Raw genomic sequence first — 19355 nt, 5'->3', positions numbered from 1 at the left:
ATGATTTATTCGTTTTCTTGTAAACCTTTAATGTAATGGATGCTTTCTGCGTCTTCGGGATCAAGCGACATCGAATTGGTAGTCTGTTTTCCCTGAACCCATGCAAATACCAATGGCAATATAATGAGTACGGCGAATGTTGAGGCCAGTAAACCACCAATAACGGCTCTGCCAAGAGGAGAAACTGCTCCACCACCTTCACCATGACCGATGGCCATTGGCAACATACCCGCAATCATCGCAATACTCGTCATGATAATTGGGCGCAAACGTAATGCTGCGGCTTCACGTGCCGATTCGAGCGCATTGCCATTATGCTTTCTTAGTTGCTCGGCATTGGTAATGAGCAATACCGCATTGGCGATAGACACCCCGACTGACATGATAATCCCCATATAAGATTGCAGGTTTAAGGTTGATCCGGTAATGGTTAATAACAATAGTGAACCTAAGATAACTGCCGGCACGGTGGCTAAAATAACCAATGGAACTTTAAAAGATTGGAAATTAGCTGCCAGCATCAAGAAAATTACCACAATAGCCACAAATAAGCCAGATTGTAAACTGTCTAAAGTATCAGTTAACACTTTACTTAAACCGATGGCAGTGACATTTAATCCCCTTGGCAGTTCGCCGACGTCTTTGATGGCTTTTTCTACATCTTTTGATGCTGCACCCAGATCCATATGGTAAAGGTTTGCCGTTACCGATAGGAAAGGCATAGCACCAATGTTATCGTTTTCGCCAGCCGTGGTATCAGGAGTAATTTTTGCCACATCGCTTAAAACCGGTCGCGCCGAATTTTTCAATAGCGGAATTTCTCCAATATCATCTTTACTGGTCATTTGGTTAAGTGGTACCTGAACCTGAACACTATAAGGCAAAGCCGATTTTTCATCTAACCAGATATTTTTGTCCGTATAACGTGATGATGAAGTTGAGGCAATCAATGACCTCGAAATATCGGCCATATCTACCCCGATCTGTGCCGCACGGGTCCTGTCGATATCGATATTCAATGATGGATATTTAATGGGCTGTGCGAACTGAACATCGCGCATGTAAGGGATTTCCTTCAGTTCTGCGAGGATCTTATTGGCATACTTTTCATTCAGCTTTTTGTTTTTGCCTGCAATACGCACTTCAACAGGGGTAGGAGAGCCCTGGCTCAAAACCTTATCCGTTAGCTCAATCGGCTCGAAAGAAAGTTTAACATCAGGCAGAACTTTTTTGATTTTCTCCCTGAACTGATCTTTAAAATCGTCCATATCTTCTTCGAAGTCTTTTAAACTTACCTGGAAAACAGCTTCGTGCGGCCCTGCCATGAACTGGTAGATGGGGTTTACCGAAAACTGGGCAGGGTGTTGACCAACATAAACAGAAGAAATACCCATATGCTCTTCCCCGACCATCTTTTTCAGCTCAGCCAAAACCACATTTGCTTTTTCTTCGGTACGTTCTAAACGCGTTCCATCAGGTGCACGTAAACGCAACTGAAACTGACTTGAGTTAACTCTTGGCAAAACATCGCGACCAATATTGGCCAATAATAGGGCAGCTAAACCGATAATTACCACCAAATAAATCAAAACGACAGATTTTCGGTAAGGCAGTATCCGATCTAGGAAACGCATAAAACGGTTCCGGAACCGATCAAAGAAACCAATTTTGCCATTGCCACTAAAATCTTCACGCTCAACCAGTACTCTTTTTTGATTCAAGGTATCTTTTTCCGATTCGAGTGTAATGCCGGTTGCGGCAAAATCAGCTTCATCCTGTGTAATGCCTGGGTGATGTTCACTGCCTTTTTTTGGGTGTGCAACCATTAGCCAGTTGGCCATAATGGGTACGAAAGTTTGTGATAACAGAAATGAAACCACCATTGAAAAGCCGATTGCCAATGCCAAGGGTAAGAATAATGCTCCTGGAATCCCTGTCATGGTAAAGGCAGGCGCAAATACGGCAAGGATACAAAACAGAATTAACAGTTTCGGGAAGGCGATTTCCTTACAGGCATCCCAAATGGCAAGGGCCTTTGGTTTGCCCATATCAAAATGCTGGTGGATGTTTTCTATCGTTACCGTCGATTCATCTACCAGAATACCAATGGCTAAAGCCAATCCGCTCAGCGTCATGATGTTGATCGTTTGTCCGAACAATTTCAGAAATAAAACACCAGCAATAATGGATGTTGGAATGGTGAGGATTACAATCAATGCCGCACGTTTATCGCCCAAGAAAAGTAAAACCATCAAGCCTGTTAATATTGCACCGATTGCGCCCTCACTGATCAGACTTTTTACCGCGTTGATTACATAAACAGACTGGTCGAACTCATAAGAAAGCTTAACATCTTCTGGTAAGGTATTTTGGATGTTCGGTAGGTTTTTCTTTAAGTTTTTAACCACATCCCAGGTAGAGGCATCTCCAGATTTAGCGATACTTAAGTATACCGAGCGTTTGCCGTTGATTAAGGCATATCCTGCCACTAAATCGGCTCCATCTTTAACGGTTGCTACATCGCGGAGCTGCAAATTTTGCACACTACCTTTAAATAAGGGAATGTTTTCAAAATCTTTAACCTTTTTAATGGTATAATTGGTTGGTGTGATGTAGTTTTTATCGCCAATCCTCACATTTCCTGAAGGTGCGGTCTGGTTATTTAGCCTGATGGCTTCTACCACTTGATCTACCGTTAGGTTATGTGAACGCAACAGCGACGGATTTACATTGATTTCTATCGTTCTTGGACTACCTCCAAAAGGGGCAGGAGAGAGCAAACCTGGTATAGCTGAAAAACTAGGGCGTACATAAGTATTCGCCAGATCCTGTAATTCATTGTTGGTGCGGATAGGGCTGCTTAATACCAATTGTCCAACAGGAAGCGATGAAGCATCAAAACGGATCACGAACGGTGGTTGCGAACCTGGCGGGAAAATAGCTTGCGCCCTTGTAGATAGCGCACTTAGTTCTGCAGCTGCCTGGGCCATGTTAGTGCCCTCGTAGTAGGTTAGCTTCATTAACATTAAACCCTGCGTATTTTTGGTTTCGATACTTTTAATACCGTTTGCAAAAAGCAGGATGTTAACGTACTGTTTACCAAAGTAAGCCTCCATTTGGTCGGGAGTATAACCACCAAAAGGGTGCGCGATATAAATTACCGGAAGGTTCATCTGCGGAAGGATATCAACCTTGATCTGATTGATGGCCCCAATACCGAAAAAGAACAATCCAGCTACTAAAACTAAGATGGATATGGGCTTGCGGAGTGCGAAACGGATTAAATTCATTTATGTAGCCAGATTAAAATTCGTTGATAAATATGTCGTAATTGCCGAGTGCTGCCGATTTTAGCAATAAGGCTTGCCAAACATTGGTAAAGGCAATATCCCGATCGGTTTCGGCTCTGTTTAACGTAAACAGGGCCTGTGTAAGATCTACTAACGTGGTAAGTCCGTTTTTGTAGAGCGTATTTTTCTGCAGATAAGCATCAGATGCTGCTTTTACCTGAACAGGTGCTTCTCGGTAATTGGCCAAAGCGTTGGTCAGTTTAGTTTCTGCAAGTGCCAATTGTGCTTTAAGTTGCTGATCAAGCAGATTATATTCTTCCTTTAAGCCCTGGCTAATGTATTCCTGTGCACGTACCTGTGGGCGGTTTTTAAGTAAGGTAGACAGGTTCCAGGTCATTCCTATGCCAATCAAATAGTTTCCGCGGGTAGGGTTTATACCATCAGCATAACTGGTAGAATAAGCAGTCTGATCTAAGGCATAACCCGGACTAAAACCTGAACCACGGCCCTGCATTACTCCGAATAAGCTAAACGTAGGGTAGTATAGTTTTTTGAAATAATTAACCTGTTGCTGGCTAACATCAACACGGTTTTGGTAAAACTTTAACAGTGGATGTGCGCTTTTGATCACTGTATCTTCCAGCAGGTTGCCTGGGATACGCGTAATTGAGGTGGTATCTAACTCATATGAGGTTGCAGTTAATCCCATTAACACGCCCAAACGGTTGGCCTGTTCCTGCTCTAAATCTTTAGCTTTTGTTAGTGCAATTTTGGCATTAGAAACTTCGGCTTTTGCGAAAGAAGAATCTACGCCTGCAATTAAACCGTTTTTAGCCCTGATGATGGCCGTATTTTTAAAGGTAATAGCGCGATCGAGATTTTTCTGTTGCGATTTGCTTAACCTTTGTGCAGCCAGCAGATTTAAATAAGCGGCAGAAACACGGATCTCCTGCTGGAATTTTTCCTGTTCCAGGTCATTTTTGTCTCTTTGATAAGCGGCATCGGCAATTTTAATGCGTTCCCTGATTTTTCCAAAAGTGAAGAAATCCCAGTTTACATTGGCCAGATAGAGCCCGCCAAATGCAGCATTCCAGTTTTGTTTATCTAGAGCAGGACCAGATGAGGCCGTTCCCAAACCACCAAGTCCGTATTGCGGTCCGTTTTGGCCGTTAATGGTACCATAATCCTGTTGGGCACTTAAACTGAAGTTCGGTAAATACTCTCTTTTGGCCTGTTGGATAGAAGATTTTGATGCATTGGCATAATTATCTTTGGCCTTAATGGTGCCATAATTGTTTAATGCAGTGTTAACAGCTTGTTTAAGGCTAAGCGTTTGCGCACTTACGCCGATGGATAAACTGATAAAGAATAATAATGAAAAATAAAATAAAGATGTACGAGACATAGTGTATAATTTACACGACAAATGTAAATTATGATCACTATATCAAAGTATTCGGTTCAAATCAAAAATTATGCGAATCAAATAATAATCGAATTGTTACTTAAGGCGTAAAAAGGGACAGTTTCTGCTGCTAAAAACCTGAGTTCGATTATTAAATTATAAAAATAACTATAACACAAGGTTTATTCCTAACCTCATCGTCATGCTGAACTTGTCTTACAAGTAGAATAGTGTTTTCAATTGTCTTGTAGCTACTACGTGGTCAGCATCTTTTTTGGCAGGAAAGACCCTGAAATAAATTCAGGGTGACGACCGACTTAACCCAAACCTGAGTTTAGATAATCAAATCAGTATTTAATTATCGAACTCAGGTTAAAAATAACAAGAGGCTGCATCATAAAAATGAATATTAATGCCAGCGGATTTTTAGTGCTATGTGGCGATGAGGAATCGTCATTGCGAGGAGGCTTTTTCAGCCGACAAAGCAATCTTACAACTATCGCTAGTAGTGAGCGCTTTAAGATTATTCATTTGTGCCGTTGTTTTTAAAGGCATTCATGAGCTCACTCCGTTCGGTTATCTTCGTACCTCGCAATGACGGATTTTCTATTGGAATCTGCAATGATAGCCTGTCTATAACCTGTTATCTTGCAAGACGTTATTAACAACGTGTTTATGATTGTTCTGTATAACTTTTAAAATTATCCAGAATGGCCTGCCAGCCACCACGTTGCATTTCGATCGGATTGGTAGCTTCGGCATCGAAAGTTTCGGTTACCCTGGTTTGTTCGCTCAGTGCGTCAAAAACAATGCTTACTGCTCTGCCATCTTCCATGGTATATTCGATTGTTTTATGCTGGTCAACCGTGGTATAGGTTCCGCCGAAATCAAAACTCATGCTGCCATCTTTTGCCGCCATGGTGCTTTTAAATTTACCACCAACTTTTAAATCGTTTTCTGAATAAGGGGTATGCCAATCTGGTGAGGCAAATGCCCATTTTGTAATGTGATCCGGGTTATTCCAAAATTCCCAAACTTTTTCTACAGGTGCATTTACTGTCGTTTCTACGGTGATTGATGTTTTATTTTCCATGTTTTAAGGTGTTTAATTTTTTAATAAAGTTATAGGAACTTTAACAACTCGGAAAGTGTAAATGCGACAAATTAAGGGGTAATATGCCACTATTGTTTAGTTAAGCTTTACAATTGGAGAATGGTTAACCATTAGATAAAAAGAATGCACACTGGTAATTAATTTAAAATAACTGTGTGCATCTCCATACGGCCAACTAAGCCTAAATGACTAAAAATTATCGAATATTTTATTCTTTAATCCGAGTTGAATGCTAGTGCAGTTCCTTGTAAATAAAGGTTACCGTGTCTTTGGATACTAAGCCGCTCATATTTCCGCCTGTGTAAACTGCCTTATAGCTCGATCCTTTTTTCAGGTCGTAGGCTTTAAGCAAATCGGCATTCGCAACCAGGCTATCACCTGGGTTTACCTTCGAATAACTCGATGCAGGAGGTGGCATTACTCTTTTAGCCATTGCGCCTTTATACTGTGCTTCTTCTCCTTTTTCGTTGGTAATGCTTAAATAACTGCTCATTAAAGGCTCGAAAGGTGTATGCCAGATACAGAAAGTTTTTATACTATCGGTATTGTTGTACACTACAAACCTTAGCAATAGTGGATCGCCGGCAGCTACATTGCCATTTATTTTCATTTTAACCTCAAGCGAATCGGTTTTATTAGCAGTAGTTTGAGACATGCTTTCGCTTTTACTGTTTGCGGTGTTTCTGGTGGCCTCGCTGCAGGCAGACAATAATACTAAAAGTGCTGGGATGATTAATTTGATGTTTTTCATGAGGATTTTGTTTATATAAGCAAATGAGAATTGATATTGTTTGGTTAAACTAAATCGATTTTCTATGTACAGCGCAAATATATAACAACTTATTTGCAGATCAGAAATCTGTTTTCGATAGGTCGTATCAGACATCGTCCCCGTTTGCAACGGGGATTAGCGAGACTCGCATTTATAATGCGAGATAGGAAATATAAAGGCGATAAAATCGCTACGCTCATCCATCCCCGTTACAAACGGGGACGATATATTGATAAACGCTTGTTTTAAAAAATCTTAATTCGAGTTCACTAAAAAGTAAGCAATTCTACAGGCATAACCTGTAGATTTTGAGTTGTGCTGATCGCTGATCCGTACACTTAATTTATGCGTTCCGTTAGTGAGTTGATCGCCGAGTAGCAGGTACCATGGCAAATGCAGGCTTGAACTCCATGGGGTGTAAAGATCGATCATTTTTTCTTCTCCGTCATCTATGCGGTAATGGAGTGCACCCGCATCAGGGCCTGATAAAAGAGCAATCCCCACAGTATTGCCTTTAAAAATCAGATCGAAGGTACTGTTCCTGGTATTGCTTTCGAGCACTGGAATATTAACAAAACCAGGTCTTCCTTCCAGCCCGTCAGTTGGCTTCCAGTTTTTATTGATGCTAAAAGTATTTAAGTTTTCTGCGCTATTAATGCTAAGGTATTGTCCTTTGGTATAAGCAAATTTATCAATGATTTTAGGAAGGCCTACAGAAGCTTTCTTGTTGGCATTTTTCTGATTTTCTTCCAGATAAGTTTTAATGGTATTGAAATAAAGTTGTTGACCAAAGGGTGATGGATGCAGGTCTTTAAAATCGTTCTTCCAGGTAAATTCGCCATTGGCAATACGTTTGTCAACCTCTAAAGCCAGGTTAATAAATGGCAAGTGATAATACTCAGCCAAATCGCTGTGTACTTTTACTTCTGTTGGGATTTTACCTTTATTAAAATCATCATTTTTATCTTCATCGGCAAAAGCCATCATTACGATATCCGTTTTCGGGTTCTTGCTTAAAGTATGTCTGATAATGCCTTCTAAAGCACGACGCTGTGTTTGTTCAGCGGTTTTGTTGACATGGTCGTTAACGGCCGATTCTACAAACAGCAGATCAATTTTTCCACTGTCGAGTACATCGCGCTGAAGGCGGAAGGCGTGGGGTAAACTGCCCAATGATGGAATACCGGCGTTAATGAACCTGAATTTTGTTTGTGGATGAGTTTTGGCTAAATAATTACTTACCAATCCACGCCAGCCTTCCATATTGGTAATCGATCCGCCTAAAAAGGCAACGGTTACCGCTTCGTTTTTTCCAAATTTTTCTGCTACGGTATGGCTGTAGCCGTTAAAAGTGATGAAAGATGAAGATTTTAACTTGTTTTGCGCAAAGCTTTTAGAAAATAGTGACGTAAACAGTAATGTCAGGCAAAGAAAAGAGGTTAGTTTCATGTTGATTAGAAGAAACCAAAAGTAATAAAATTTATAATTGATCGGACGGCTTAAAGAAATTTGCGTAAACAGAATTGATTTTATTTTTGAGTATGGTTTTAAGGGATTGTCACCCTGAGGGGTAATTTATTGTATAAAAATCAATATGAATGACGTATATATTTGGTTATTGCCCCTTGGCTCAACCTTGCCTCGGCTCGCCGCCGCCGATTGGCTCTTTCTTTTTGCTGTCAAAAAGAAACAAAAAACACCGGCTGAAAATTTTTCTTTCGAAGCAAGTGGGGTGGCTGGTTCAGTGGAACCCGAAAAATTTATTAGGCCGGATTTAAGTAGAACGAAGATATGGTGCTATGGCCTAGTTGGGTGGAATGAATAAATAATAAAACCCTGATTAATAAATAATTACCAAATAACGTCAATGGTAGCGGAGTCGAAGGGTAGTTTAAGGATATTACGAGTTCAATATTAATTAGGAGCGCAATTTGGTGCAACTATTAGGTTTGTTCCCGCTTTCCGTTTTATCCCGATGAATTATCGGGATGCTCACTTCAATCGGGTCTAGGTGGCTCGTTAGGTGGTACTATTTTAGGTTGGGTGCTTACTTGCAGGAGCCTTTGTTTCTAAACCCGGTAGCAGCGGCAGCCTCCGATCCTTTATCGGAGCTATAGCGAATAACGGGGCTGCTGTTCCCGATTATTACTAAACGCTCATTTTCAGAAAAAAAACATAGTTAGTAGGAGAGCAGTGCCAGTACAACATATCTAGGTTTCCTCCCGCTTTCCGTTTTACTTTGCCTGCGGCTTCGTGTCCACTTCAATTGGGTCTAGGTGGCATGGCCTGTATTCAGATGATCGGCTGGGCGTTGAAAAAAGCTAATTGTCTGTAGCTAATTTTTTCTTTCTTCTAAACCTTTTCACCTGCCCCATGTGTTCAGTCGGGATATTATCGCCAAGCAATTTCCCCCAGGGTTTAAGTCCATCAATCCGATCAAAGATGATTTTCAGTACTGCAATAAATGGAATGGAAAGGAACATTCCGGGGATGCCCCAAAGTGCAGCACCCATTAATACAATTACGATAGAAATAAGTGCGTTGATCTGCACCTTGCTCGAAACGATGCGCGGTACAAGGATGTTGTTATCGATAAACTGAATGAGTGCATAGGCACCTATAATTAATAACTGAGTGGTAAAACCATCCATGGTTAAAGTTGCCATTAACACAGGTAAAGCTATCGCTATAATACCGCCAATGTAGGGTAGCAGATTCAGTATTGCCCCTATAACACCAATTAAAATGGCATTTTGTACACCGAGGATCAGCAGGGCAGCGGAGTTCATTACCGCAACAATTGAAGTTTCGATCAATAAACCGATAATATAACTTTGTATTGCTGCTTTCGTTTCGCCTAAAATCTCGGCAACTTTTTGTTTGTTCTCCTCCGAAAACACTTCATAAATAAAATTAAGGATCAATGTTTTGTACAGCAAGATCAGAAAAGTATAAACGGGGATCAAAAAAACAACACTGAGCACGCCCATTAAGCCACTTAAGGTTTGGCCAATTAAAGCTTTACTTCCGTTTGCAGCATCGTTAACCATTTGCATCTGTTTTTGCGAGGAAATACCAAAGGTAGTTTGTAACCAGGTTCTGATTTCTTCTAACAGTTGCGATAATTTGTGTTTAATGCTTTCCAGATCGTCGAAAAAGTGGGCAACCTGTGAGGATAGAAAATAGAGTATGGCAATTACGACAACAATCCCGATAATCATAGCGAGCATAATGCTTACTATTTTAGGCATTTTTCTTTCAAAACGATTGGTAAGCGGGTTGAGTAATATCGCAATCAGGGCTGCGAAAGCAAGTGGCACAAGAATATCTCTCAACACACTCATTATAAATACTGTAATTACTAATCCTAAAAGAATTACAGGAGCTTTGATGTAAAAAGGGTAGGTTTTAAGCATTTTTAGATGGGTTCACCGTTCAACAACCAAAAGGTATTAAAATTGTTTTAAAGTTTTTTAGCTGTTTAAGGAATGGATGAACAGGGCATGGTTATTTTTTTGTGTCAATTCACAGAAATAGCAAACAATATCCGGTTATTTTATAAATTTAGCATCATATTATAATAATAATTAAAAACTCCCCATGAAAAATAGCTTTTTAATCGCCATCTGTTTGTTTTTGTTTAGCCATGTTTTAAGTGCTGCGGAAGTAGATACTGCGTTAACCTTTAGCAAATCGATGAACAAAAATATTAAAGCAGTGGTAATTAAGCCTGATAGCTATAAAACTGGAAAAACTTTTCCGGTGGTTTACCTGCTCCATGGTGCTGGTGGTAACTATGCCGAATGGGCCAAAAAAGTGCCGGGAATTAAAAATCTGGCCGATCAGTACCAGTTTATTATTGTGTGCCCTGATGGTAATGTAACCAGTTGGTATTTCGATAGTCCGGTAGATCCTGCATGGAAATATGAAACCTACGTGGCTAAAGAGCTGGTAAGTTATATTGATGAACATTATAAAACCATAGCCGAAAAAAAGGGTAGGGCCATTACCGGTTTGAGCATGGGGGGCCATGGCGCACTATACCTGGCCATTAAACATCAGGATGTTTATGGTGCCGTGGGCAGTATGAGTGGGGGTGTAGATATTAAACCTTTTCCAAATGGGTGGAATATCTCGAAAAGATTGGGAACACAGGATGAATTTCCAGAACATTGGAAAGAGAACAGTGTGATTGATATGATTTATCGCATTAAGCCAGGATCACTTGCTATTGCCATTGAATGTGGTACTGAAGATTTTTTCTATAAAATGAATGTACGTTTGCATGATGAACTCCTGTATAACAATATTCCTCATGATTTTACCACCAGACCCGGTGTACACAACTGGGATTATTGGGCCAATGCGATTAAATTTCAAAGCGTTTTCTTAAGCAATTATTTTAACTTAAAACCTTAATATAGTTTAGGCAGCAAGCCGTGTACAACTTCAGTTTGAGTGTGCCTGTAATCCAACCGAGAAAAATAATAAGCAGACTAATAGTCATGCCAGTCCCAACGAAATTAAAATGATGTAGCGATAGTAATGTAGCCCGCATTAAAATTAATACATCATTTTAAGTAAAAAATTAACTTTTAGATTACATACAAACTAAAGACTTACCATATTTTTGACCGTTCTCGAAATCTTATTTATAAAACAGGAAACGAAGATTTAAAACCAAAAATGAAATACTTAGTCAAAGAAATCAGTGACGGAAACTGCGATATTACATTGTTGCCAGAAAACCTGAATGATAGAAATCTTTTAGTCGAAACAACGAAAAACCTTCAGCACGATTATCAAGAAGCTATCCAATCGCATTATGAACATGCATTGAAAAATGAAGTTCATGGCAATGCGGCATTTGTTTCCTTAAACAGCGAGGAAAGCAATTATCCGAAAAGAGTAAACGTAAATTACCAGATTATCTTAAGTTAAGCAGATATTCTTCTGGCAAAGGCTTTCTTTATGGCAAAGAAAGCCTTTTTTGTTTTGGGATTATTTTGCATAAAGCCCGTAAAAATAGCTCAGAACAATTGCCATATAAAAATTGTTTTTAAGCAATCAGCGGATTGAATCTGTAAGGTTTTATGCCAACTTAAAAACGATGTCGAGGCAAATTTACAATAGAACCATCAAAGTGGATGGAATTGATCTATTCTACCGCGAGGCAGGAGACAAGAAGAATCCATCTTTACTGCTTTTGCATGGATTCCCAACCTCATCAATAGCTTTCAAGAATCTGATGATTGCCATGTCTGATCGGTATCACCTTGTTGCACCAGATTATCCCGGTTTTGGTTTCAGTGAATTTCCTGTGCCGGATAATTTCGAATATACATTTGGCAACATATCAGCTTTGATAAACAAATTCACAATAGCCATAAATCTACATAAGTTCTTTATTTATCTCCATGATTATGGTGCACCAATCGGACTTCAACTATGTATAAACCATCCAGAAAAAATCTCTGGTATAATTGTTCAGAGCGGCAATGCATATCGTGAGGGTATGGGGCCTGAATGGGACGAGTATATCGACTATTGGTACAATCCAACACCTGTAAAAAAGAAAAAACTTATTAAATTCTTGAGTAAGGAAGGTATAATAAATCAATACTTCGGTGGGCTTCCAGAAGATGTATTATCTAAAGTCAGCCCGGAATTGTGGATGCTCGACTGGGCATTTCTGAAAAGGCCAGGGAACATCGAAAGGCAGTTTGAATTAAACTGTGATTTCAAAACCCACTTTGAAATGTTCCCTATTTACCAGGAGTATTTTCGCAATCACCAACCACCAGCGCTCGTTATATGGGGAAAGTATGAAATATTTTTTTCAGTAAAGGAAGTTTCATGTTACAAGCGAGACTTGCCGGATGCGCAAATCCATATTTTAGATGGCGGACACGATGTGCTTGATACTCATTTTGATGAGGTATTGATGTTAATAAGGAATTTTATTAATGATCTACTTAAGTCAAATACAATAAAATAAAAATGATGTTGATTCATTGTGCTTTCCTCAGCATGGGTTGTAAAATAGGTGAGCTATCGGATTGAATTTCGCCGATAATTACCTGTCGGCGGTGCAAAATACCTGTTTTGAAAAAATATTGAACTTTTAGGGATATCCGCTTGTCGTAATAATAGAAATCTATAAAAAAGGTATCTAAGTAGCATAACTCTAATCACTTTATTTATAATTATGGAATTGCAAAATGAATCACACAACGAGGGAAAAGTAGCCCGCATAATAGAGGAACAAACATCAAAACTACCATCCGATACCTTTTTATGGGCCTCACTTGCCTCCATGGGTATATCATTGACATTGAAATGTCTCGGACATCGTCACAATGCTTTATTTGTAGGGCAATGGGCTGCACCATTCCTGCTACTGGGTATTTACAATAAAATAGTAAAAACCCAGGGACATGATCAGCAGGACCCTCAGCCATAATACTTGAAAGTAAACGGCAGGCGATGCCTAAACGTCTCTTGCCGTTCGCGTGTTAGTAGTACGGTATGGAATTAGCATTCTTTCATTAAAACTATGAAATTAAAAGATCCGATACTGAATGTCCTCGGGAAGCAGTATGAGCCTTCTTCAATGATTGAGGTAAGATTTGGTCGATATGATCTGGCCTTTAGAACCGATGATGGAGGTAGGCCAATCCTGTTGTTTATTGGAAGGAAAACCGAAAATGGCAGAATTGCCGGAGAAAGATATGCCCGGCGCCTAAAAATTGAGGATGGTAAAAAGATTAAGGACCACTGGGAACATAAAGGAAAGGCTTCGTAATGGCAAATTATTGTTGATTTTTATATTAAGCGTATCGGCGCATTTTTGATTTTAAATTTAATATGATACATGGATCTAATTGATATCATTGGTATTGTAGCGGGTATTTTTACCTCATCTTCGATCGTTCCACAAATTATAAAAACACTTAAAAAGAAAAAGGCGGGGGAGGTATCGGTATTTATGTTTATTGTAATGATGACCGGTAATGCGCTTTGGGTGTACTATGGTTTCGACAAGTCAGACATTGCAATTATCTCAACGAACTTTTTGGCGCTTGGATTGAATATTACAATGGTGGTGCTCAAATACCGCTTCAGAAGCTAGTAATTGCTAATGGGAGGCAATTATGTAGCTTTGGGCATATACAAGAAGCTGGGTAAATCTTAAATGGCAGATGCTGTTATTAATCCGAATTGCTGCAAATGGTGATAAAAATGTTTGCTATGCCATATCAGCCATTCTTTATAGGTCATTGGTCCAAATGCGCCATGTATTTCGGTTTTCCCTGGTTCAGCGAAATACCGGTCAAAATCACGAAGTTCCGTCATTAATTGTTTAGTGGCACTAAGCAGATCTGGATACAGTAACTTTTGCTGAGGTGTTCCGAATACTACATTCCTTGGTATTTCTACAGCGGTGTAGATATTGATTTGCCGGGCATTATTTGCTTCTTCTTCTGAAACTTCACAGAAAGGTTTCTTTTTACCATTGGTATATTCAACCTGGCTTATCAAGTGTTCAACCATTTGCTGTGCGGTCATTTTTCCCCAAACCGCAGAAGTGTTTGCCTGAAGTTTTAGCAGCAGGCTTTCTAAATATTTACGGTTCTTTGGTGCTATGAGTTCGGTTAGCGGGTTCATTTTACATGGGGTGCAGGTTTTACAGGTAAGCTGCTGTGCAAATATATGCTATAACTTAGGCGCAGCGTGGGGCGAAACAAGACAATTATAAGGCGATATTTGCCAATTATACATTATCAATAATATATTGAAACAAATTTTTGATCTCCTTTTCCCGGATTCCTCATTTGAGCGATGAGGATAAATAAATTTAAACAAAAAACCTTTCATTTCTGAAAGGTTTTCTTCCGATTTTTTTGTGTACCCGCAAGTATAAGCTATATTTTTCAACAAATAGTTTTCCAAAATTTTTAAAATAAACCTGCTAATCACTTTGTCGGAAAACAAATCGCAATTTTTGGGATATCCAAGCTTAAATTTCGTTATATTCCCATACGCCGGAAATGGTAAGCAGAGTCAGTCCAGGTTGTTTTTCACCATAGCTGAAAACACAAATATATTTTGAATGACAAGAAGGACAATCTGTCCCAAAGTACAATGTTGGTAAATCATTTACGGTCAATTCTCCAAAGTGAAGTAAATTTATGGAGGTTTCGGAGACAATTTTATTTTTTAACAATTCATTTTTTGCTAAAACTTCTTCGTTATTGTACAATTGAAAAATCGGAAAGCCTGATTCATAAGGTGTTATTTTAACGGTATTTTCATGTCCACAGTTACAGCATTTGAATTTTACTTCTGCTGAGTTACCGATCTCTGCATTACTGAACGTGTTTTTGGCTACAGAAACCTGTTTTTCAATTAATATTTTTTTTGAAATGGAATACATCTAAATGATTTTATTGTGCAATAACTACGCCCACAGCTCCCGGGTATTTTCCACTCGGGTTTTTCTTGATTGTTACTCTAATATACCCTTCTTGGGCCAATTTATTCCAGGTTTTTTGGTAGCCAGTCGCTGGATCGATCGGGATTTTCCACATGGTCTGCTTACCATAGCCCATCTGATTAAACCAAGGAATAATATCTGCTGTTTGGCCTTTGAAATTTAACGAATTATTTAAAACTTCGATTTCATAATAAAAATCATAAGTATTTTCCGGTTGATTCAAGGCTCTTTGCCCGAAGGAATACACGGATCCATTGATGATTGGACTTGTAAAGCTTCCTCCCAAGGTCGGAGCCCCTGTTCCGCTGTAGGTTCCAATCGCACCACTGTATCTATCGTATTTTTGTCCCATCGTGATTGGCGTATCATCTACTGTATTGAAACCCCCGTTTGCAGGTGGCCATTTTCCGTTTAAATTGTTGTTTAAAAATAGTGTTTCCAGTTCGCCCCACTTTTGTTTCTTGTATAAATCGTAAACCTGATCCCTCAGCGTCTGGCTTACAGTGTTTGAAGGATCATAGGTCGCAGCCAGTTGGTTTGCGTTTTTGTAGAATTCAGTAGGTGCCGTAATTGGTGGTTCATCTAAAAGACCATCCTTATCTGAGCGACAAGCCACAGAGAATAATGCAATGTTTAAAAGTAGTAAGTACTTTAATAAATTTTTCATAGCTGTTAATTTAGTTTAGTAAAGTGATGATTTTAAAATAGGTCGATATATGACAGTGAAATTAGACATTAAACTGCATGGCTAATCTAATATTTTTTAATGATAAAAAATACAATTCTATAAAATATTAACTACAAATATAAAGGTAAGACCCATATTGAACGTAAAGAGATCAATGAGGAAATAGCCACCTAATAGAAAACTTGCAAAAGCACGAGACTTGCTTTTTGATGATAAATTGGAATCAGACGATTACAAGAAATCAAGAAAGAATGTGAAGGTAAGGTTAAGCGTCTCGAAATAAAGCTAACCGAGGCGAGGCTGCAAAACTCGAACCTTTCGAGCATAGATAAAATGCTCTCGCAGGCAATGGGGATGCTTTCACAACTTAGTTCATTTTACGAAGCTTTTGATGTATTGAAAAGAGAGTTATTTGGTTTGATATTTTCCGATTTTCTCAGAACGTAGAATATAAACTGTAAACAAAAGAATTCAACTTAAAAGAAAAATGACTAGAAACAAAAAAACCTTTCATTTCTGAAAGGTTTTCGTTCGATTTTTTGAGTACTCGGGGCGGGAATCGAACCCGCACGCCTTTGAAAGCACAGGATTTTAAGTCCTGCGTGTCTACCAGTTCCACCACCCGAGCATTAGCCTGTTCCGAAATCCTTCGGTAGGTTAACTTTAAAATAAATGCCTTCTGGTAGGAAGGCATTTAGAGCGAAAGACGAGATTCGAACTCGCGACCCCGACCTTGGCAAGGTCGTGCTCTACCAACTGAGCTACTTTCGCAAATTAATACATAGTGTTGTATTCCTTTGGGGTTGCAAATATAGGAATTAAAGTTTTTAAAGCAAAAAAATAAAATAAATTTTTCGGATGAAATTCTTAATGCTTAAAAATCAGCGGGATAAATTCTGAAATTAGGGTTTATAAGTTTTTTTTTAGAATTAATGTAGGCCTTAGGGATGTAGAACTTTTCAAGTTTATGTTTGTTACCTAATAGATTATCTATTCTGATAGCGTTTGTAATCGTTGCTTATGCCAAAATAAAAAGGTTTATAAACTTTAATTGATAACCATATGGATAAATTAAGCCAAACCAGGATTCAATTATTACACCCTGATTTAAGGGCTTTAGCAACAGAGACTTTTTCTAAAGCCGAATTAAAGTTAACGGGTAGGGCACAAGCCAGAATAACTGCTACTTTGCGCACGTTTGAGGAGCAGGATGCTTTATATAAATTGGGCCGGACGGTGGTGAACCCTGATGGCAAATCGAAAAGTAAGCCGATGGGAAATATTGTGACTAATGCGAAGGCAGGTCAATCGATACATAATTATGGTTTAGCGATGGATTTTGCCCTGATTATAGATGGCGAAGAAACTTCATGGAATACGGCTAAAGATTTCGACGAAGATGATATTGCCGATTGGACAGAAGTGGTTGCCGTTTTTAAGGCCAACGGTTGGGAGTGGGGAGGCGATTGGAAGAGTTTTAAAGATCCACCACATTTTCAATTCGATTTTGGTTATACCTGGCAACAATTGCAGGCCAAATGGAATATTGGCGATCAAAAAAATGGCTATGTCAATTTAAAAAGAGCTGCCCTAAACGTAGCCAACCTCTACAGGGCAAAGACAGCTTTAAACCTTAGAACAGGACCATCTATTACTTCGAGAAAGAAAAAAGTTATTTTAAAAGGCGATTATCTTAGCGAAATTTCGAGAGAAGGTGAATGGAGTAATGTGGTTTTTGAAGGCATTAAAGGATATGTTAATAATAAATATCTGGTTAAGTGATCAAACGCAGAACATTAAATAAATTAAACCGCTAATCTGTATGCTGGAAATTATTTCCAAATCAACTTTTACCATGCTTTTATTCTAAAATTCTTAATTAATGTAATAATCGTCAAATGGTCTTGCCAGTGATTCTGCCTTGGTTATCATTAGAGGAGATGAATAAAACCAAGGTTGGAAGCATGAAAGATCCAGCCTTGGTTTTGTTTTGGATATTAATCAACTTAAATTAACCGGTTGTATATGCTACTGTCAAGTCCCTGCTTTTACTTAAATGATGTCTGGACTATAGAGATGTACAGGTATTACCCGAAAGTGTAGCACCTGCCCCATTGGAAGCTGTAACATTTGCTTTTACTGTTGAAGCATTGAGCACAGTAAGGCTGTAAGGCGGTATGAAAGCCGTTACACCATTACCAACTTTATTTCCGGTAATAGAAGTGAAAATACTGTTTTTCTCCTGTACTGCCGTGGCGCTATTGTTCATCAGATCGATCGGGATCTTAACATTTTCAAATACATTTGACTCGATCAACAGATTTGATTCGAAACCGGCCTGAATGCAATTTTTACTTGCCGTGCTGTTAAAGTAGTTGTTCACCAGATGCACCTTGCCAAACCTTACCCTTGGCATTCTGGCAACACAGCCCTGGGCCCACCAGCAGCGTACAAAAGTAATCCGGAAGTGCCCCCTGTCCGAAGTAACATCATCCCCTGAGCCAATCAGGTTAGAAAAACGATGGTCGTCTGATCCTCCTGGGCCACCGGCTCTTGGTGCTTTCAGATAGGTGAATTTACAGTAGGAAACTGTAATGAAATCGGAAGCTGCCTTGATGTCAAAGTTTCCGTCAACGCCGTCCCTGAATTCACAGTGGTCTACCCAAACATTGGTGGAAGCATCTAAGGTAACATTATCCCATCCATCAACATCGTAAGCGCCAGGACCTTCAAAAATCAGGTTCCGGATAATGATGTTTTTGCATCTTTTTACATACATTATCCCTGAGCCGGCCTTGGTCTGATCAGCTGAAACGATCTTTGCACCAGTAGACCCAAAGAGCGTTTTTCCCGTCTGGTCCTGAAAGGAAATCCTTCCGCCAGAAGGTACTGTTATTGTGCCATTGACCTGGATTACCTTGATGGCTGTATTTTCTATTGCCGACTTTAACGAGGCATAATTTGTAACCACCGTGGCGCTGACTTCTCCACCGCCGTTAGTGCCGCCGTTTTGCGATGCCCAGGCCTTGGCATAACATATAGCTTCGGTTGTTGCAGGGTTCGGAATGGTTTGGTCGGTTGAGAGTGATGTGTTACTCGTTTCGTCACTCAGTTGAGCCGACTTTTCGCAGCTGAACATCAGCATAGGGATGCTAATAGCCATTAAATAATGGCATAGATTTTTGTTTCTCATTTTTGGTTTTTTTGGTTAGAATTTTTTACAACAGGACAGAAGTTTTTTAAGTACATATTGGTTAATATTCGGTTGTTGTATTAGTTAAGTTACATGATGTATCTGTTTAAGCAGTGTTTTTGTGTCTAAATATTTGTGCAATCGTTCCCGTTATCGATTGCGTAATGCCGTATCTATTGATTTTTAGCATTAATACATCAAAAAAAGATTGATTTCCATTGAACGGCAGCATAAAAAATTATACTCTCGGCCATTATTTATATAGCATATCTTGTATAATATTATTGCAGTTTTTTAAATTTCTCAGGTATCGTTTTTAGCCTAAATTCCTTTCTGATTTCTGCTTTATTAAGCTCCGCAAACGATTGCACAAATAAATAATCCAATTTACTACAA

The 19355-nt window shown here is 39.2% G+C and carries 17 protein-coding genes and 2 tRNA genes; 7 read left to right on the top strand and 12 right to left on the bottom strand.

The genetic code is table 11. The annotated features are described in order from the left end of the window. Window positions 1-5: 5 nt before the first annotated feature. The 5 genes from LQ227_RS01220 to LQ227_RS01200 all read right to left on the bottom strand — a co-directional run bounded on the left by LQ227_RS01220 (window position 6) and on the right by LQ227_RS01200 (window position 8030). The gene (locus LQ227_RS01220) at window positions 6-3290 is read right to left on the bottom strand and encodes an efflux RND transporter permease subunit (RefSeq protein WP_230147889.1); all 3285 of its coding nucleotides are present in this window, start codon (window positions 3288-3290) and stop codon (window positions 6-8) included. Window positions 3291-3303: 13 nt separating this feature from the next. Beyond that, window positions 3304-4695: a TolC family protein gene (locus LQ227_RS01215; RefSeq protein ID WP_230147887.1), complete on the bottom strand. Its 1392-nt coding sequence runs from the start codon at window positions 4693-4695 to the stop codon at window positions 3304-3306. A gap of 673 nt (window positions 4696-5368) precedes the next feature. Further along, entirely contained in the window at window positions 5369-5788 is a 420-nt protein-coding gene (locus LQ227_RS01210; RefSeq protein WP_230147885.1) for an SRPBCC family protein, read from the bottom strand. 253 nt (window positions 5789-6041) lie between these two features. Next, window positions 6042-6560, bottom strand: coding sequence for a protease (locus LQ227_RS01205; protein WP_230147883.1), 519 nt, complete (start codon window positions 6558-6560; stop codon window positions 6042-6044). Between the two features lie 276 nt (window positions 6561-6836). Continuing rightward, window positions 6837-8030, bottom strand: coding sequence for an SGNH/GDSL hydrolase family protein (locus LQ227_RS01200; RefSeq protein WP_230147882.1), 1194 nt, complete (start codon window positions 8028-8030; stop codon window positions 6837-6839). 145 nt (window positions 8031-8175) lie between these two features. On the opposite strand from LQ227_RS01200, the gene LQ227_RS01195 reads away from it, so the two are divergent. Beyond that, window positions 8176-8406 carry a hypothetical protein gene (locus LQ227_RS01195; protein ID WP_230144067.1) on the top strand — a complete coding sequence of 77 codons (231 nt, stop codon included), beginning with the start codon at window positions 8176-8178 and terminating at the stop codon, window positions 8404-8406. Between the two features lie 496 nt (window positions 8407-8902). Here the strand turns inward: LQ227_RS01195 and LQ227_RS01190 are convergent, their stop codons facing one another. Beyond that, window positions 8903-9997, bottom strand: a complete 1095-nt coding sequence (locus LQ227_RS01190; protein ID WP_230144068.1) for an AI-2E family transporter — start codon at window positions 9995-9997, stop codon at window positions 8903-8905. A gap of 184 nt (window positions 9998-10181) precedes the next feature. Here LQ227_RS01190 and LQ227_RS01185 point away from each other — a divergent pair, with 184 nt between their 5' ends. From LQ227_RS01185 to LQ227_RS01165, 5 genes are all read left to right on the top strand, one after another. Next, window positions 10182-11000, top strand: coding sequence for an alpha/beta hydrolase family protein (locus LQ227_RS01185; RefSeq protein WP_230144069.1), 819 nt, complete (start codon window positions 10182-10184; stop codon window positions 10998-11000). A gap of 267 nt (window positions 11001-11267) precedes the next feature. Then, complete coding sequence (locus LQ227_RS01180; protein ID WP_230144070.1) at window positions 11268-11522, top strand: hypothetical protein; 255 nt, start codon at window positions 11268-11270, stop codon at window positions 11520-11522. Between the two features lie 169 nt (window positions 11523-11691). Next, on the top strand, window positions 11692-12579 hold the full coding sequence (locus LQ227_RS01175; protein WP_230146585.1) for an alpha/beta fold hydrolase: 888 nt from the start codon (window positions 11692-11694) through the stop codon (window positions 12577-12579). 558 nt (window positions 12580-13137) lie between these two features. Continuing rightward, window positions 13138-13386, top strand: a complete 249-nt coding sequence (locus tag LQ227_RS01170) for a hypothetical protein (RefSeq protein ID WP_230144073.1) — start codon at window positions 13138-13140, stop codon at window positions 13384-13386. Window positions 13387-13455: 69 nt separating this feature from the next. Beyond that, on the top strand, window positions 13456-13713 hold the full coding sequence (locus tag LQ227_RS01165; protein ID WP_230144074.1) for a SemiSWEET family sugar transporter: 258 nt from the start codon (window positions 13456-13458) through the stop codon (window positions 13711-13713). Between the two features lie 59 nt (window positions 13714-13772). Here the strand turns inward: LQ227_RS01165 and LQ227_RS01160 are convergent, their stop codons facing one another. The 5 genes from LQ227_RS01160 to LQ227_RS01140 all read right to left on the bottom strand — a co-directional run bounded on the left by LQ227_RS01160 (window position 13773) and on the right by LQ227_RS01140 (window position 16537). Then, window positions 13773-14249 carry a DUF1569 domain-containing protein gene (locus LQ227_RS01160; protein WP_230144075.1) on the bottom strand — a complete coding sequence of 159 codons (477 nt, stop codon included), beginning with the start codon at window positions 14247-14249 and terminating at the stop codon, window positions 13773-13775. A 352-nt stretch (window positions 14250-14601) separates the two neighbouring features. After that, a complete protein-coding gene (locus LQ227_RS01155; protein WP_230144076.1) occupies window positions 14602-15018 on the bottom strand; it encodes a hypothetical protein in 417 nt (138 codons plus the stop codon). A gap of 10 nt (window positions 15019-15028) precedes the next feature. Then, window positions 15029-15745 (bottom strand): TNT domain-containing protein, encoded by a 717-nt coding sequence (locus tag LQ227_RS01150; RefSeq protein ID WP_230144077.1) that lies wholly within the window; start codon window positions 15743-15745, stop codon window positions 15029-15031. A gap of 565 nt (window positions 15746-16310) precedes the next feature. Next, window positions 16311-16394 (bottom strand) — tRNA-Leu (locus LQ227_RS01145). A 70-nt stretch (window positions 16395-16464) separates the two neighbouring features. Further along, window positions 16465-16537: transfer RNA gene (locus tag LQ227_RS01140), tRNA-Gly, on the bottom strand. A 291-nt stretch (window positions 16538-16828) separates the two neighbouring features. Between LQ227_RS01140 and LQ227_RS01135 the strand changes: the two genes are divergently transcribed. Then, window positions 16829-17548, top strand: a complete 720-nt coding sequence (locus LQ227_RS01135; protein ID WP_230147879.1) for a M15 family metallopeptidase — start codon at window positions 16829-16831, stop codon at window positions 17546-17548. A 286-nt stretch (window positions 17549-17834) separates the two neighbouring features. Here the strand turns inward: LQ227_RS01135 and LQ227_RS01130 are convergent, their stop codons facing one another. Next, complete coding sequence (locus LQ227_RS01130; protein ID WP_230144079.1) at window positions 17835-18959, bottom strand: polysaccharide lyase family 1 protein; 1125 nt, start codon at window positions 18957-18959, stop codon at window positions 17835-17837. Between the last annotated feature and the right edge of the window lie 396 nt (window positions 18960-19355).

The sequence above is a fragment of the Pedobacter sp. Bi27 genome, assembly GCF_918698255.1.
GTDB lineage: Bacteria > Bacteroidota > Bacteroidia > Sphingobacteriales > Sphingobacteriaceae > Pedobacter.
Note: the sequence above shows the minus strand (reverse complement) of the source record. Positions and strands in the feature narration are given on the sequence as shown.

Excerpts from the sequence above, each read along its gene's own strand:
- LQ227_RS01220 (WP_230147889.1), bottom strand. The coding sequence starts at position 3,290 with ATGAATTTAATCCGTTTCGCACTCCGCAAGCCCATATCCATCTTAGTT.
- LQ227_RS01215 (WP_230147887.1), bottom strand. The coding sequence starts at position 4,695 with ATGTCTCGTACATCTTTATTTTATTTTTCATTATTATTCTTTATCAGT.
- LQ227_RS01210 (WP_230147885.1), bottom strand. The coding sequence starts at position 5,788 with ATGGAAAATAAAACATCAATCACCGTAGAAACGACAGTAAATGCACCT.
- LQ227_RS01205 (WP_230147883.1), bottom strand. The coding sequence starts at position 6,560 with ATGAAAAACATCAAATTAATCATCCCAGCACTTTTAGTATTATTGTCT.
- LQ227_RS01200 (WP_230147882.1), bottom strand. The coding sequence starts at position 8,030 with ATGAAACTAACCTCTTTTCTTTGCCTGACATTACTGTTTACGTCACTA.
- LQ227_RS01195 (WP_230144067.1), top strand. The coding sequence starts at position 8,176 with ATGAATGACGTATATATTTGGTTATTGCCCCTTGGCTCAACCTTGCCT.
- LQ227_RS01190 (WP_230144068.1), bottom strand. The coding sequence starts at position 9,997 with ATGCTTAAAACCTACCCTTTTTACATCAAAGCTCCTGTAATTCTTTTA.
- LQ227_RS01185 (WP_230144069.1), top strand. The coding sequence starts at position 10,182 with ATGAAAAATAGCTTTTTAATCGCCATCTGTTTGTTTTTGTTTAGCCAT.
- LQ227_RS01180 (WP_230144070.1), top strand. The coding sequence starts at position 11,268 with ATGAAATACTTAGTCAAAGAAATCAGTGACGGAAACTGCGATATTACA.
- LQ227_RS01175 (WP_230146585.1), top strand. The coding sequence starts at position 11,692 with ATGTCGAGGCAAATTTACAATAGAACCATCAAAGTGGATGGAATTGAT.
- LQ227_RS01170 (WP_230144073.1), top strand. The coding sequence starts at position 13,138 with ATGAAATTAAAAGATCCGATACTGAATGTCCTCGGGAAGCAGTATGAG.
- LQ227_RS01165 (WP_230144074.1), top strand. The coding sequence starts at position 13,456 with ATGGATCTAATTGATATCATTGGTATTGTAGCGGGTATTTTTACCTCA.
- LQ227_RS01160 (WP_230144075.1), bottom strand. The coding sequence starts at position 14,249 with ATGAACCCGCTAACCGAACTCATAGCACCAAAGAACCGTAAATATTTA.
- LQ227_RS01155 (WP_230144076.1), bottom strand. The coding sequence starts at position 15,018 with ATGTATTCCATTTCAAAAAAAATATTAATTGAAAAACAGGTTTCTGTA.
- LQ227_RS01150 (WP_230144077.1), bottom strand. The coding sequence starts at position 15,745 with ATGAAAAATTTATTAAAGTACTTACTACTTTTAAACATTGCATTATTC.
- LQ227_RS01135 (WP_230147879.1), top strand. The coding sequence starts at position 16,829 with ATGGATAAATTAAGCCAAACCAGGATTCAATTATTACACCCTGATTTA.
- LQ227_RS01130 (WP_230144079.1), bottom strand. The coding sequence starts at position 18,959 with ATGAGAAACAAAAATCTATGCCATTATTTAATGGCTATTAGCATCCCT.